The organism is Alteromonas sp. ISO5 (assembly GCF_058105165.1).
This window is the reverse complement of sequence record NZ_CM176572.1, coordinates 811,719-825,840: the sequence shown is the minus strand read 5'-3', so window position 1 is coordinate 825,840 and position 14,122 is coordinate 811,719. Positions and strand designations below refer to the sequence as shown.

At 51.7% G+C, this 14,122-nt stretch carries 13 protein-coding genes; 10 read left to right on the top strand and 3 right to left on the bottom strand.

Features of this window, described 5'->3' with window-relative positions:
• The first annotated feature begins 81 nt into the window (after positions 1 to 81).
• Positions 82 to 1,818, top strand: a complete 1,737-nt coding sequence (locus tag AC2T0J_RS03675) for a PHA/PHB synthase family protein (RefSeq protein ID WP_489808825.1) — start codon at positions 82 to 84, stop codon at positions 1,816 to 1,818.
• A 10-nt stretch (positions 1,819 to 1,828) separates the two neighbouring features.
• On the opposite strand, the gene AC2T0J_RS03670 is transcribed toward AC2T0J_RS03675, so the two are convergent.
• The 3 genes from AC2T0J_RS03670 to AC2T0J_RS03660 all read right to left on the bottom strand — a co-directional run bounded on the left by AC2T0J_RS03670 (position 1,829) and on the right by AC2T0J_RS03660 (position 4,711).
• Positions 1,829 to 2,341: an Lcl C-terminal domain-containing protein gene (locus AC2T0J_RS03670; RefSeq protein WP_489808824.1), complete on the bottom strand. Its 513-nt coding sequence runs from the start codon at positions 2,339 to 2,341 to the stop codon at positions 1,829 to 1,831.
• A gap of 2 nt (positions 2,342 to 2,343) precedes the next feature.
• Entirely contained in the window at positions 2,344 to 4,041 is a 1,698-nt protein-coding gene (locus AC2T0J_RS03665) for an Lcl C-terminal domain-containing protein (protein ID WP_489808823.1), read from the bottom strand.
• A gap of 79 nt (positions 4,042 to 4,120) precedes the next feature.
• Positions 4,121 to 4,711: a DapH/DapD/GlmU-related protein gene (locus AC2T0J_RS03660; RefSeq protein WP_489808822.1), complete on the bottom strand. Its 591-nt coding sequence runs from the start codon at positions 4,709 to 4,711 to the stop codon at positions 4,121 to 4,123.
• A gap of 153 nt (positions 4,712 to 4,864) precedes the next feature.
• Here AC2T0J_RS03660 and pilM point away from each other — a divergent pair, with 153 nt between their 5' ends.
• From pilM to AC2T0J_RS03615, 9 genes are read left to right on the top strand one after another with little or no spacing between them, the layout of a single operon-like run.
• Positions 4,865 to 5,815 (top strand): type IV pilus biogenesis protein PilM, encoded by a 951-nt coding sequence (gene pilM / locus AC2T0J_RS03655; protein ID WP_489808821.1) that lies wholly within the window; start codon positions 4,865 to 4,867, stop codon positions 5,813 to 5,815.
• Positions 5,812 to 6,423 carry a hypothetical protein gene (locus tag AC2T0J_RS03650; RefSeq protein ID WP_489808820.1) on the top strand — a complete coding sequence of 204 codons (612 nt, stop codon included), beginning with the start codon at positions 5,812 to 5,814 and terminating at the stop codon, positions 6,421 to 6,423. Before pilM ends, AC2T0J_RS03650 begins: the two co-directional genes overlap by 4 nt.
• A complete protein-coding gene (locus tag AC2T0J_RS03645) occupies positions 6,420 to 7,067 on the top strand; it encodes a hypothetical protein (protein WP_489808819.1) in 648 nt (215 codons plus the stop codon). The genes AC2T0J_RS03650 and AC2T0J_RS03645 overlap by 4 nt, the downstream gene beginning before the upstream one ends.
• The gene (locus AC2T0J_RS03640; protein ID WP_489808818.1) at positions 7,057 to 7,413 is read left to right on the top strand and encodes a hypothetical protein; all 357 of its coding nucleotides are present in this window, start codon (positions 7,057 to 7,059) and stop codon (positions 7,411 to 7,413) included. The genes AC2T0J_RS03645 and AC2T0J_RS03640 overlap by 11 nt, the downstream gene beginning before the upstream one ends.
• A 10-nt stretch (positions 7,414 to 7,423) precedes the next feature.
• The gene (gene mshL / locus AC2T0J_RS03635) at positions 7,424 to 9,097 is read left to right on the top strand and encodes a pilus (MSHA type) biogenesis protein MshL (RefSeq protein WP_489808817.1); all 1,674 of its coding nucleotides are present in this window, start codon (positions 7,424 to 7,426) and stop codon (positions 9,095 to 9,097) included.
• A gap of 2 nt (positions 9,098 to 9,099) precedes the next feature.
• Positions 9,100 to 10,023: an ExeA family protein gene (locus tag AC2T0J_RS03630; RefSeq protein ID WP_489808816.1), complete on the top strand. Its 924-nt coding sequence runs from the start codon at positions 9,100 to 9,102 to the stop codon at positions 10,021 to 10,023.
• Positions 10,020 to 11,111, top strand: coding sequence for a tetratricopeptide repeat protein (locus AC2T0J_RS03625; RefSeq protein WP_489808815.1), 1,092 nt, complete (start codon positions 10,020 to 10,022; stop codon positions 11,109 to 11,111). The genes AC2T0J_RS03630 and AC2T0J_RS03625 overlap by 4 nt, the downstream gene beginning before the upstream one ends.
• Entirely contained in the window at positions 11,108 to 12,904 is a 1,797-nt protein-coding gene (locus tag AC2T0J_RS03620; protein ID WP_489808814.1) for a GspE/PulE family protein, read from the top strand. Before AC2T0J_RS03625 ends, AC2T0J_RS03620 begins: the two co-directional genes overlap by 4 nt.
• Positions 12,897 to 14,120, top strand: a complete 1,224-nt coding sequence (locus tag AC2T0J_RS03615; protein ID WP_489808813.1) for a type II secretion system F family protein — start codon at positions 12,897 to 12,899, stop codon at positions 14,118 to 14,120. Before AC2T0J_RS03620 ends, AC2T0J_RS03615 begins: the two co-directional genes overlap by 8 nt.
• Positions 14,121 to 14,122 lie beyond the last annotated feature (2 nt).

Here is a 14,122-nt window from a genome sequence, read left to right as displayed (position 1 = left end):
ATGTGCATTGATACCTATCAAGATCAAGATTTTTAACCGCTGAAGCTGTTATGCTAGATAAAATAGTCTGGGAGACTCGTTGTGATAAACCACGAAAGTAACGTTATTGAATATACTTACACCGATCAGCATGCGGTACCCTACGATGTTAGTGAGCCGCTCAATCCTGATTATGCCATTAATCAACTACTCGCGCAGTTTACCGGTGGCATCGATCCGGTGGCTTATTCGCTGGCCTTTACTGACTGGTTTATTCATTTGCTGTTGTCATTGGGTAAGCAGCAGGCACTACTGGACTTGAGCCTGACTAATGCCAGTACGCTCAATAAAAACCTCGAAAAGGCCGCAGACGATAATCGGCTGTCCGGTCCCGAATGGCAAACCTGGCCCTACGCCGTATACCGGCAAAACTATCTGGCCATGCGTCAATGGTGGCAACAGGCTACCCGTGGTGTACAAGGCGTTGAAAAACATCATACCGACATGGTGAACTTTTCGGTCCGGCAGTGGTTGGAAGCTTTATCTCCGGCCAACTTTATAACCACCAACCCGAACGTCATTCGCAAAACCCTGGAATCCGCTGGTGCTAACCTAGTGAAAGGGGCTGATAACTTTATCGAGGATTTGCAGGCGCAACATTTCAAAGAAGCCGAGTCTCATCGCCAGGATACCTACCGGGTGGGTGAGAATATTGCCGTTACGCCTGGCCAGGTCGTGTTCAAAAACAACCTGCTGGAACTTATCCAGTACAGCCCGGACACTGAGGAAGTGTGCGCCGAGCCGGTGTTGGTAGTGCCGGCATGGATCATGAAGTACTACATTCTGGATCTGTCTGAGCACAACTCGCTGGTAAGGTATTTGGTGCAGCAGGGCCATACGGTATTTATGATTTCCTGGAAAAACCCGCAACAAGAGGATCATAACGTTAGTCTGATTGATTACCTGAAACTGGGCCTTGGCGAGGCGATAGAAGCCGTTCAGCAACGAGTCCCCGGGGAACAAATCAATGGGGTTGGCTATTGTCTGGGCGGCACTCTGCTGACAATGGCCGCCGCCTGGCTGGCCCGGGAAAAGCGTAATCCATTCTGTGCGCTTACCTTACTGGCGGCACAAACTGATTTCAGTGATGCAGGCGATCTCAGATTATTCATCGACGAAAGCCAGTTGTCGATGTTGGAGGCAGTGATGGCTAAGAACGGCTTCCTGCCCAAAGAAAGCATGGCCGGCACTTTTACCCTGCTGCGGGCGAATTATTTACTCTGGTCGCGATGGGTAAAAGAGTACCTGTTAGGTGAACGCCAGCACCCTAACGACCTACTGACCTGGAATAAAGACGCTACCCGCATGCCTGCGCGCATGCATGCCGAATATTTGCGTCAGTGTTATTTACAAAATTCGCTGGCCAGCGGTCAGTTTATGGTGGATGACAGGCCCATTGCGCTGGCCGATATTCAGGTACCGTTGTTTGTGGTCGGTACCGCCAAAGATCATGTCGCGCCATGGCAATCAGTGTATAAAATTAACTTGTTGATTGATAAAGATATTACATTCTTACTGACCAATGGCGGGCATAATGCCGGGATTATCAGTGAACCTGGTCATGCCCATCGGGTCTATCAGATGTCTACCCGTAAGGAAGACGGGGCTTATCTGCCACCCCAGGCCTGGTTGGATGAAGTGCCATTACAGGAAGGTTCCTGGTGGCCGGTCTGGCAGCAATGGCTAACCTCGCAATCAAGCCGTAAGGTCAGCGCCAGAACTGTGGAAGCCATTAAGCCGTTACCGGCCGCTCCCGGCGATTATGTACTGGCGCAGTAGTGTTGGAAGGTTACTCGGGAAGATTGGTGCGGACCAAGCGCAGGTAAATAGCCCGTTGCTTTTCTTTTATCGAATGGCTGGCATTGAAAAAGGCCACCGTCCAAACCCTTTCCGGGTCGTTCAGGCTGGGCGTGGACGTCCAGAAACTGTCTTTTGGTGTAGCCGGGAAAAATACCGAATTTACTGACGGTCTCACGCAATTTCTTTCGGTGAGCGAGGCCAGTTCCTTCACATTGGGAACACGCCAGCCTTCGAGTAATTCAGCGTCGTAGTCGCGGGCATATACCAATGCCTGCTGCCAGGTGAGTTGTTCGGCATCGCCGGTACAGGTTTCACCATTCCAGGTTTGCCCCACCGCGCAGCGCTGCCAGATTAAACCGGTTGGAATGTGCAATATGGTATCGGTGGTCACTTCGCCGAAGACCTCATCGGGAGTGGTTTCTACGGCGTTAGTAAGGCATTCCTGCGCTGTGACCTCAGCCACCCAAAGTAAGCTAAACAAGACTGTGATTAAGCGTTTCATGATTATCGTCCCGCTCTGACCAGTCGGATGCTGACGGCATCTGACTTATTAAGAAAACTATCCACCCCACTGATGAAGTCGATGGCCCAGGCATTCTGCGCTGCATCATTACTCACGCCATCGGCGCTGGGCTGGGAGGTCCAGTACCAGAGCGAAGCGGCGCTGTCAGCTCCGGTATTGGGGAAGTACTGCGTATCAATGCGCAGCAGGGGGTGACGGCCAAAGTGTACCAGTGACATCAGTTCCTGATGATTGGGCAGACGCCAGTCATAGAAACCGCATAATCCGGCACTGTTAACAGCGTCGATGTAAGCATCGGTATTACAGCTTGCCAGCGTGCAACTGGTGTTTGTGCCATTAAGGTTGCCGGGCGCGCCGCCGTTGTTTTCATCGGCATACCAGCTATAGCGGTGATCAAGATCACGCAGGCCGCCGTCGGTGGTTTTCACTTCCCAGACCAGCCCGGTGACATTGTCCCGCACACAACTGAACTGCGCTGCATCCACATCCTCTTCGTCGCCATTGGCATTGAGCTTAGTAAAATCAAAACCGTTTTCACCGCGGCCGGCTTTCTCCAGTACGTTGCTGTCGGCCAAAGCATCGGCGCCGCGCTGACCATCCTGGCCGGGAAATGCGTTTTGCTGAGTAGCCGATAACGTAGTATTGGTGGCCTGCTGCGTCATGCCGGTATCATTGAGCACCCGCACCGGAAATGGACGTACCAGTACGCGCAGATGATCGGTCACTTCGTTACCGAATCTATCTTTCCCGGTGAGGTAAAAATCCAGCGTGGTGGCACTGTCTACCAGCGGCGCTATAGCATAGGTGTCGGCAGTATTTTGATTGATGATTTGTGGCGCTGCATCACCGCTGTAGGTCCACAGAGTGGTAATCGGCGTCGCGTCTGGCACGGTGCTGGAGACAGTGCCAGCGAGAACGATTCGCTCGCCTGCAAACAGTGCCTGATCGATTCCCGCATCCACCTCCGGTGGTGTATCACTCAGTGATAAGACGGTGATGGACTGAGTTGCGGTGTCGACCGCCCCTTCATCGTCGGTGACGGTCAGGCTAAACGTCAGGGTCTGTTGGTTTTCGGTAACCGGGGTGTCAATAACCAGCGTAGACTGGTCGGATTCAATCCCAGTTACAATATCATCACCCGCGGTTTGCTCCCAGACCCAGGCACTGATCTCTTCACTGCTGGTGCCGTCACTGTCTGTGCTGTTACGACCATCCAATGTAACAGTAACGCCTGCCGGGTAGGTACCGGATGGCAAATCCGGCCAGTCGTTAAGGGTAATAATGGCCGTGGGAGGCAGGTTGTCGGGGGTTACGGTAAGGGTAAAGCTGTCAGAGGCCGACTGACCTGCACTGTCGGTTACGCTTACCGTGACCACATATTGTGTGTCGGCTGTGACAACCGGGGTGGTCAGACTGGCTGTGGCAACGCTGGTGTCGTCATGGGTGATGTTTAGTGCCGGTATTGCCGACCAGCTATACACTACCGCACCGGAAGGAAAAGACACCTGGGCAGACAAATTGACATCGGTTTGCTCTGCCGCCGAGCGATCGCGGCCGGCATTGACGGCAAAGCTTTCGTCTGAGTCATCCTTACTCAGCCCACTCCCGCATGCACTCAAAAGCAGTGCAACTGTCAACAGGGCAGCTTTCATCAGCAGATGATGGGTTCGTAAGGGCAACAGGCTCATTCCTTTCATCAGACGTTATCACTCTTTTCTGGCACAACACTGTGAAGTGTTATCGGCCACCCCCGGCTGATTATTGAGTATTTTGTGTAATGTTACGCTGCACGGTGGCAGGAACGCCGTAGGCGACGGCATTAGCAGGAATGTCGTTGAGCACCAGGCTGCCCGCACCAATCACCGCGTTATCGCCAATCGACACGCCGGCACATACCGTGGTATTTGCACCAATCCAAACCCGGTGACCAATTGAAACCGGCAGGCCAACTTCCGCCGGCGGATAGATTTCTGGCCAAATTTGTGTTCTGCCCAGAGCGCTGGAGATAATGCAGTTGGGGCCGATAAGTACCTGATTACCCAATTTAATAGGGCAAACATCAAGAAAGCTGGTGTTATGGTTTATAAAACTGCCTTTCCCGATAGAGCAGTGCAGGGCGTATTCGATTTGAAAGGTTGATTCAATCTGTACCGACCCCCGGCACTGCAGTTGTGCTGTCAGCATGGCCTGACGCTGCCGGGCATCGGTAAGCTGGTTATAACTGCGACACCATTGCCGGGCACCTTGTCTTACCTGGTCGAAAGGGGCTTCAGCCGGGGCGTAGGACGTACCGCTCGCCATTTCGCAAACATTTTTAGCTGGTGCATTGTTGGTGGCTTTGCAGGTCAAAAATTTATCTTGATGTCAGAGAGTGAAGTTGAAATTATAAGGGGTAGCGACGATTTGGTACATAGTTCGACAAAAGTGTGGTACTCGACACTGGTACTTTAAGTTAAATTCTGTTGTAATTTAACTAATAATTATACGAAGTTATAAAAATATATGCGCATTGGTTGGCGTTCTTTCCTCAAACAAAAATTCCAACAAAAATCTGGCTATCATGCAATCGGCATTGCAGTGTCGTTGGATTCGGTAACGTTTTGTGCACTCAAAAAGCAAAACGGTGCAATTACCCTGGCGTTTGAAGAGACGGTCAGCTTTTCGCACTGGGGGGCGTATCTAATCAAGTGGGTTGATAAACATGGCCTTGCCGGTACCCCCACCTACGTTGCCTTTTCAATTCACTGGTATCAGATTCTCCAGATAGACCGGCCTTCCGTGGAAGCTGATGAGATCACCGCGGCATTATCCTGGTCGGTGAAAGAACTCACTGGCAGCGATAAAGAAATGGCTATCGATTACACCGACTTGCCGGTACCGCTGGCCGGCAATGCCAGAATTAATGTGTTTGCACTACCCAAAGAAGATGTTGAGAATGTTAGCGATGTGGTATTCAACGCAGGCCTGGTACTTCAGCTAATTACGGTCGAGGAACTGGCTAACTGTGAGTTAGTACCGGTGCAGACCGACCCTATTCTGACAGTGGTGCAGGAAGTGGGTGAAGAAATTTGTCTGAATATCATCAAAGATGGCCAGCTGTATTTCAGCCGTCGTCTGAAAGGCTTTGAGAACCTCGGAAGCTTTACCGAGGACGAGCTCAAAATGGGCATCGGCGAGTCGTTAAGTGTGCAGATTCAGCGTTCAATGGACTTTTATGAAAGTCAGCTGCGTCAGGCGCCTGTCAGGCAGATTATGATGCGCCTTGATACCCCTCACCCTGAGGCCCTGGCCGGTCAGATTGAGCAGGTGGTTGGTGCCAGTGTCAGTGACCTTATCCCTGCCGTGACGTCAGCCGAGCCAGGAACGTCGATAACGCGGGTGAATTATTCCAGCCTGGGCGCAGCGATTTGTAGGTCTGCGGAGCCGCAGGAAGAGAATGAGGCCGCGCTATGAAAAACAGGATTAACTTTTATTCTGCTGAGTTTGCGCCGCGCCTCGATTTGCTCTCGCTTACCAGCGTGCTGCTGGCGTGGGGAGCAACCCTCACAGTGTTGTTACTGATTTGGGCCGGTGTCGCATGGTATGGGGCAACCAAACGGACAGAACTAGCGAATGTTCAGGTTCAGCAACAGCAGTTATCGGCTGCGGTAAACAATCTAAAAACGACTCTTGAGCAACGTAAACCCGATGCCGGACTCACTCGCACCCTGGAACAACGCCAGCAGGAACTGGCAAATCGTGAATTGCTGGTGCGTGAACTCAGTCAGCGGGAGCAAATTAAACAGCAGGGCTTTGCTGGTATGCTCGATAGCCTGGCACACAAAGACAGTCAGGATATCTGGCTCGATACCATTGAAGTCAGTGAAAACATGATGGTGCTGCAAGGACAATTGAGTACCCCACAGGCAATGCCCAAATGGTTGCAGCGGCTGGGGCAAACCAGCTCATTCTCCGGCCGCACCTTTGACTCTACCCGTCTGTACCGAGACGACGAGCAATTACGCTTTGAATTAAATATGGCCCGGGTACCGGAAACAACACAACAAGGTGGTCTGCGGTGACTTTTGACCAGTACGAAGAAAAATTTGCCGCGCTGAGTCATCGCGAGAAAGCGTTAATATTTGCCTCGGGAATGGTCGTAGTCCTTGCTGTATTGGTCTTTTTGCTGATTGAGCCCGACATCAAGGAAAACGGTAAAACCAACAGCACTATTGAGATTGCCCGCAACGAGGTCAATTCGCTTACAGCGCTACAGGAGGTTTACCAGGAGGCGTTGGCCGAAGACCCGGATGCCAGCCTGAAGCAGCAAATCGCCCAGGTTGACAAGCGCATGGTGCGACTGCAGGAAAACTTTGCCGCACAACTGGCTGATTTAATCCTGCCCCGGCAAATGCCAGCGCTCATCGAGCAGGTGTTTTCGCAGGCCGATGGGCTAAAACTCATCGAAATGGCATCCGTTAGTCCGGAAAATATTTTTGCCGATAACCCGGCGATGAAAGAAGTACCACTGTACCAACATGGTGTCACGCTGACTTTCGAAGGGCGTTATTTTGCAGTGAGGGATTTTCTGGCCCGCCTGGAGCAGTTGTCGAACAAGTTGTACTGGCGCTCTATGGCTTATCATGTAAAGGAATATCCCACTGCTGAGGTAACCCTTGAGGTTTACACTCTGAGTACTGAGAAGGCGTTTATAGGTGTTGAATAAAGTGTCCCCTTTGTTGCTGTTAACCATGCTCGTTAGCCAGGCGGGAGCTCAGGTGCTTGAGGATCCCACCCGCCCGGCACGCACAGCCTCTCAGGCCAGCGCGTCGGTAGCAGCGGCTGCGGTTGAATTACAACTGCAAGCTGTCTTACAGCTTGGCGCGAGCCGGACCGCGGTAATTAATGGCAAAGCGGTTAAACCGGGGCAAACATTTCAGGGTGCACTAATAAAAGAAATCAATCCACGTAGCGTGGTGATTGCGCATGATGAAAACGGGGTGTGGAAAACAATGACGTTATGGGTCAGCCAACGGGGCAACGTGAAAACCAATGCAGCAGAGAATTATTAAAATGGGTAGCATGAATAAACGTTTGATATACATCGCTCTGGCTATGGCACTGGCGGGCTGTCAGTCGACACCCGAAGAATCCGTGGTGGAACAATCATTGAAACAGCAACTGGCTGAGCAAATTGCCCACGAACAAGCCGCTCAGAAAAATGCCAAGGTGTCACCGAATTCCTTGCAGGATGTGCCGGACAACGTAACCCATTTACTGGGAGATGTGGAAACTAGCGGTGAACGTCCGTCGTTATTTGGCCCCGAAAAATACGATATCGAAGCCGACGGCGTTGGCGTCAAAGCCTTTTTTACCGGTCTGGTGGCCGATACTCCCTACAGCGTGGCCATTCATCCGGATGTCAGCGGTGACATTTCCCTAAGCTTAAAACAGGTTAGCATGGAGCAGGTGATGGAACTGCTGGGCGACCTTTACGGCTTTGATATCAGCCGCAAGAGTAATGTTTTCAGAGTGTTGCCTGCCGGTATGCGCACTGAAACACTGGCAGTAAATTACCTGCTGATGAAACGTGATGGCTCCACGCAAACCAGTATTATTTCAGGCGGTGTATCACAAACCGACAACAACGGTAATCGTAACTCTAACAGTAACTTTAATAACTTCAGCGGCAATTCTGCAAACCGTAACAATCTGGGTAACCAGTTCGGCAACAATGTTAATGGTACCTCTATTTCAACTCGCACTGAAACCGATTTCTGGACCGAGCTGAAAGCATCGCTGGAATCGATGATTGGCACTGAAGGCGGCCGGGCAGTTTTTGTAACACCACAGGCCGGGCTGGTCACCATTCGCGCGATGCCCGATGAGATCCGCGATATCAAACGGTTCCTTAATACCTCTGAAGCGAGCTTACAACGTCAGGTTATTCTGGAAGCCAGAATTCTGGAAGTCGCGCTGGATGACGGTTATCAGCAGGGCATTAACTGGTCTGAGGTAGTGGCGAATGTGGGTAGCACCGATTTTACTTTCAGCAATACCGCGGCCAGCATTGGCAATGAAATTTCCGCGTCGCTGGGGGCAGTGACCAGCTTGTCGTTTCTGAATCAGGACTTCTCTGGGGTTATCTCGCTATTATCTACCCAGGGAAACGTACAGGTGTTGTCCAGCCCCAGAGTGACGGCAATTAACAATCAGAAAGCCGTGATCAAAGTGGGTGATGACGAGTATTTCGTTACGGATGTGTCGAGTCAGAACACCATCACCTCCACCACCACATCGGTAGTGCCGAATATTGAGCTTACCCCGTTTTTCTCCGGGATAGCGCTGGATGTTACGCCACAAATCGATGAGAGCGGCTCGGTACTGTTACATGTGCACCCTTCGGTTATCGAAACCCAGGAACAGGAAAAAGTCGTTAGCCTGAATCAGGAACAGATTGTACTGCCACTGGCGCAGAGCACGATTCGTGAGTCTGACACTATCATCAAGGCGGCATCGGGCGAAATTGTGGTGATTGGTGGCCTGATGCAAACCAGCCTGACTGATTCAGAATCGAAAACGCCGTTGCTTGGCGATATCCCGCTGCTTGGTGAGTTGTTTACCAACAAAAGTCAGCGTGAAACCAAGAAAGAGCTGATTATTCTGCTTAAACCTACCGTGATCGGCAGTGGAACCTGGGCGGAACAAATTGAACTAAGCCGTGAAAAAATGGCTGATTGGTTGTACGTAGAGTAACCATGTACCTGTATCACTTTGGTATCCGTGAACTGCCTTTTACGCTGACCCCGAATACCAGCTATTTTTTTGGCTTACCCAGTCATAACGAGGCTATGCAGGTCTTGCTGACGGCTTTAAAAACCGGCGAGGGTTTTATAAAGGTTACAGGCGAGGTCGGAACCGGTAAGACGCTGATTTGCCGTAAGTTACTCAATGAACTGCCGGATTACTTTGTGGCGGCCTACGTGCCTAACCCCATGCTGTCGCCCACAGAATTGCGGCGTGCAGTGGCCAACGAGCTGGGTGTTGAGCTCAGCAGTGACTGCGATCAACAGGAATTTACGCAAAAAATTCAGGAGCGGTTGATTGCGATTCATCAGCAGCAACAAAGTGCAGTGCTGATTATTGATGAGGCTCAGGCATTACCCACTGAGAGTATTGAAGCCTTGCGGTTGATGACCAACCTGGAAACCGAATCGCGTAAATTGCTTCAGGTGGTGTTATTCGGACAGCCGGAGCTTGACGAAAAACTGGCCTTGCCGGAGTTACGTCAGTTACGGCAGCGAATTACTTTTAGTTACAGCCTGGCGCTGATGGATCCTGATCAGGTGTATCAATATGTCAGACATCGGGTCAATGTGGCCGGTTATCATGGTGCGGATTTATTTAACCGTCAGTGCTGCGAGCTACTCTATCGCGCCAGTGCCGGCACGCCGAGAATAGTGAATGTACTGGCTCATAAAGCGCTAATGCTGGCTTATGGCGAAGGTAAATCAGTCGTGGAGCCAGAGCATATTGCCGCCGCATCTGTCGATACAGAAGCTGCTCGAACGGTCAGTAATAATTGGTGGCAGGGCCTGCAGAGTAAATGGTTGGCGTTAGCGGCCACAGTAGTAGTGATAGTGATGATTGCAGGGATATGGAACATGAGGGCGACACTGTGAGTGTAGTCAATAAAATGCTGAAAGATTTAGAGAACCGGGAAGCCAGTCAGGCTACGCCGGCTAACTATCAGCCGCCTGCTAAAAAGTCATCCTCAGTGTTGCGTATTGCGGGAATTCTGCTGGTTGGCTTAGTCGCCATTGGTGTTGTCTATTTGTGGCCTGTTGCCACTCAGGGTGATTTGCGGCAAAGCCCATCGGTAGGGCCGATCAATCAGGTTGTACCAGACGCAGTGGCTGCGCAGGTTACAGCGCCTGAAGAGTCCGAGCCGCAGCAAATACAAACCAGCACGGCAACTAAACCGCACAATACCATGGGCACGATGGATGGCCCGGTTGATCCGAGTGCAACGTCTTTACCCACTGAATCCGATACTGGAAATGCCTTACCGACTGCCAGACAAAGAATGGCTGCGTATACGGGCGGCGATTCCGAGACTACTGAGGCAGCCCCCGCGGCAACACTTGAGCCGGAAAAGCGCACTGCTGAGCCGGTTATCAAGCCCAGTGCCGCTAATCCGGAAGAAGCGCTAAAAGCACAAATCCGCCGCGCGCTCAGCCAGAATGATACGCCGATGGCTGTTCAATTGTTACGTACACTGATCCGTCAACAACCCGATAACGTGGCGGCCCGCAAAAGGCTGGCAGCCCTGTATTTTAGTGCAGGTCGCACTACTGACGCCCAGCAGTTACTGCAAAAAACCGTGGCTGATATGCCTGCCGACAGCAGTGTCAGGCTAATGTATGCCCGCCTGCTGGTGCAGCAAAACGAAACCAAGCTGGCTTATTACACGCTGCAGGATGTAAACGACTACGCGCAGCCTTCCATTGAGCTGTTAGGTTACCGGGCATCGCTGGCGCAAAAGTTAAGTTTGCTGGATGATGCTCTCAACGACTATACGCAGTTGGTCCAGTTAGATAGTCAAACCGCCAAATGGTGGCTCGGTCAGGCGGTCGTCGCCGATAAGCAGGGGTATACGGCGCTTGCTCTGAGCAGTTACCGTGAGGCTCTGTCATTGCGACAGCTCGAAGACGGCATTGAACAATTTATTCGCCAGCGCTTAACGAATCTGACGGGAGTATCATCATGAGTGGTGTAAAGGTCAGGCTGGGCGATCTGCTGGTGCAGCAAGGGCTGATAGACGAGCCACAACTCATGTCGGCTTTGGCTGAGCAACGCCAGACCGGCCGCAAGCTCGGCGCTACCCTGATAGCCATGGAACTGGTTACTGAAAAGCAATTGCTCGAATTGCTCTCCACGCACTTAAATGTACCACTGATCGACATTGATCATTTTAATGTCAATCCGGCTGCGGTAAAACTGCTGCCGGAAGTGCAGGCCCGCCGCTACCGGGCGCTGGTGCTGGAAGACCGCGGCGATAAATTACTGGTGGGGATGAGCGACCCGGCCGACCTGACCGCGGTAGATAATCTTGGCGAGATTCTGCCGAAGCCCTTTGAAGTGGCAGTGGTAAGTGAACAACAGTTGTTTGGAGCATACGACAGCTTTTATCGGCGTACCGATGAAATAGCCTCTTTTGCCCAGCAGCTGGCCAATGAATACCGCGACGAGCAGGAATTTGAGCTTACGGCTGGACTCGAGGACGAGCAGGACACGGCTGTTGCCCGCCTGCTGCAGTCTATTTTTGAAGATGCCGTACAAGCTAAGGCGTCAGATATTCACATTGAGCCTGACGAGCAGCAGTTACGTATCCGGCAGCGGGTAGACGGTGTACTGCAGGAAACGGTATTTCCGGAAAATAATATCGCAGCAGCGCTGGTATTGCGCCTTAAGCTGATGGCCGGTCTGGATATTTCAGAGAAGCGCCTGCCTCAGGATGGTCGCACACAGGTCAGAGTGAAAGGTCACCGTGTGGATGTGCGTTTATCAACGATGCCGGTTCAAACCGGTGAAGCAGTGGTCATGCGTTTGCTCGATCAGTCAGCCGGGGTATTATCTCTGGATGAAACCGGTATGCCCAAACCGTTACTCGACAGATTACGGGTGTTACTGAAACGCCCCCACGGCATGATCCTGGTAACCGGGCCGACCGGTTCCGGTAAAACGACAACCTTATATGGCGCCCTGAGTGAATTAAACCAGCCCCAGCGTAAAATAATTACCGTAGAAGACCCGGTGGAATACCGTTTGCCGCGAATTAATCAGGTCCAGGTAAACAGTCGTATCGGGCTTAACTTTTCACGCGTACTGCGGACCACTTTGCGTCAGGACCCGGACATTATTATGGTCGGTGAGATGCGGGACCAGGAAACGGTAGAAATTGGTTTGCGCGGTGCGTTAACCGGCCACCTGGTATTATCTACGCTGCACACCAACGATGCCGTGTCCAGCGCCATCCGTCTGCTCGATATGGGCGCAGCGGGCTACCTGGTGGCCAGCTCATTGAGAGGCATCATCGCCCAGCGTCTGGTGCGACGGATCTGCGATAATTGTGAGGTAGAGCATCAGCCTTCACAGGACGAGCTTTTCTGGCTCGGGCATATTGATAATAATCTTGATGCGGTTACATTTAAGCGCGGTAAAGGTTGTCAGAAGTGCCATCATACCGGTTACCGTGGCCGGATGGGGGTATTTGAGTTACTCGAACTGACTAATCCGATGATGAATGCATTAAAAACCGGTGATACCGCCGCCTTTGGTGAGCATGCCTTACGTAGTCCGGGCTATAAGCCGCTGTCTCACGTTGCCCTCACCTATGCCAAGATGGGCCTGACAACGGTAGAAGAAGTACTAAAACTGGTGGAAATGGTCGCAGAGCTTCCGCAAAGCGACGAACAGGGTGTGCAACACGCACAAATCACGCCGGGCAATAACAGCAATCCAGATGGTGGCCTGAGTCTGGAGGATTTACCGGATGCCTAGGTTCAGCTACACCGGCCGTGAGCCTGGTGGCGAAATGAAAAGCGGTATGCTTGATGCGCTTGACGCCAACGCTGCAGCCAAAATGTTGCTGGCGCGCAGTATTACACCGATTTCGATTAACCCGGTGGAAGGCAGTACGACACAGGGCGAGGTAAAGGTTAATTTTCTAACGCCTAGGGTGAGTCTTGATGAACGGGTGATCCTGTCCCGTCAGATGTACTCCCTTACTCATGCCGGCATCCCAATTCTCCGTGCGGTAAGCAGCCTGGCTGAATCGTCGTCGTCGCTGCGCCTGAAAATAGCGCTGACCGATATTATCAGCTTGCTGGAAAGGGGCCGCACCCTGTCATCGGCCATGCATCAACACAGCGAGATCTTCGACAAGTTATACGTAAGCGTTGTTCACGTTGGTGAGAATACCGGTCGGCTGGACGAAGCGTTCTTGCAGTTGGCTGGCTACCTTGAAAGGGAGCAGGAAACCCGCCGTCAGATAAAAGCGGCAACCCGCTATCCGATTTTTGTAGTGATTGCCCTGGTAGCAGCGCTAATCATTATGAATATCGTTGTTATCCCTAAGTTTGCCGATTTGTTTAACAAATTTGGCGCCGAGTTACCGGTGATGACGCGCTTTCTGTTAGGTATGTCTGACTTTTTTATCAATCAGTGGTATATACTGATTGGCTCGCTTCTGGCCGTAGTTTTTGGTGTACGTAACTACTTACAAACACCTGATGGCAATCTGGCCTGGAGTCGCAAGAAATTGAAATTGCCGATTATTGGTAAGGTGATAGAACGCTCGTTGCTGGCCCGCTTTTGTCGCAGTTTCTCGATGATGTTGCAAGCCGGTTTACCGTTAACTACCGCACTTAACCTGGTGGCAGAGGCTGTTGGCAACCGGTTTATGGAAACTAAAATCATAGAGATGCGCCAGAGCATTGAAAAGGGCGAAAATCTGTCCAGGGTGACCCAGGCAAGCGGCCTGTTTACGCCAATGGTGTTGCAAATGGTGAATGTGGGAGAAGAAACCGGCCGGGTTGATGAACTGTTGGCCGAAGTGGCGGATTTCTATGAACGTGAAGTAGATTACGACCTCAATAGCCTGACGGCCAAAATAGAACCGGTATTGATAGGCATTGTCGCTGGTATGGTACTGGTGCTGGCACTGGGGATCTTTACCCCGATGTGGGACATGATGAGCGCGATTAAGGGGCAATAAGC

Excerpts from the sequence above, each read along its gene's own strand:
- AC2T0J_RS03670 (WP_489808824.1), bottom strand. The coding sequence starts at position 2,341 with ATGAAACGCTTAATCACAGTCTTGTTTAGCTTACTTTGGGTGGCTGAG.
- pilM (WP_489808821.1), top strand. The coding sequence starts at position 4,865 with ATGCGCATTGGTTGGCGTTCTTTCCTCAAACAAAAATTCCAACAAAAA.
- AC2T0J_RS03650 (WP_489808820.1), top strand. The coding sequence starts at position 5,812 with ATGAAAAACAGGATTAACTTTTATTCTGCTGAGTTTGCGCCGCGCCTC.
- mshL (WP_489808817.1), top strand. The coding sequence starts at position 7,424 with ATGAATAAACGTTTGATATACATCGCTCTGGCTATGGCACTGGCGGGC.
- AC2T0J_RS03630 (WP_489808816.1), top strand. The coding sequence starts at position 9,100 with ATGTACCTGTATCACTTTGGTATCCGTGAACTGCCTTTTACGCTGACC.
- AC2T0J_RS03620 (WP_489808814.1), top strand. The coding sequence starts at position 11,108 with ATGAGTGGTGTAAAGGTCAGGCTGGGCGATCTGCTGGTGCAGCAAGGG.
- AC2T0J_RS03615 (WP_489808813.1), top strand. The coding sequence starts at position 12,897 with ATGCCTAGGTTCAGCTACACCGGCCGTGAGCCTGGTGGCGAAATGAAA.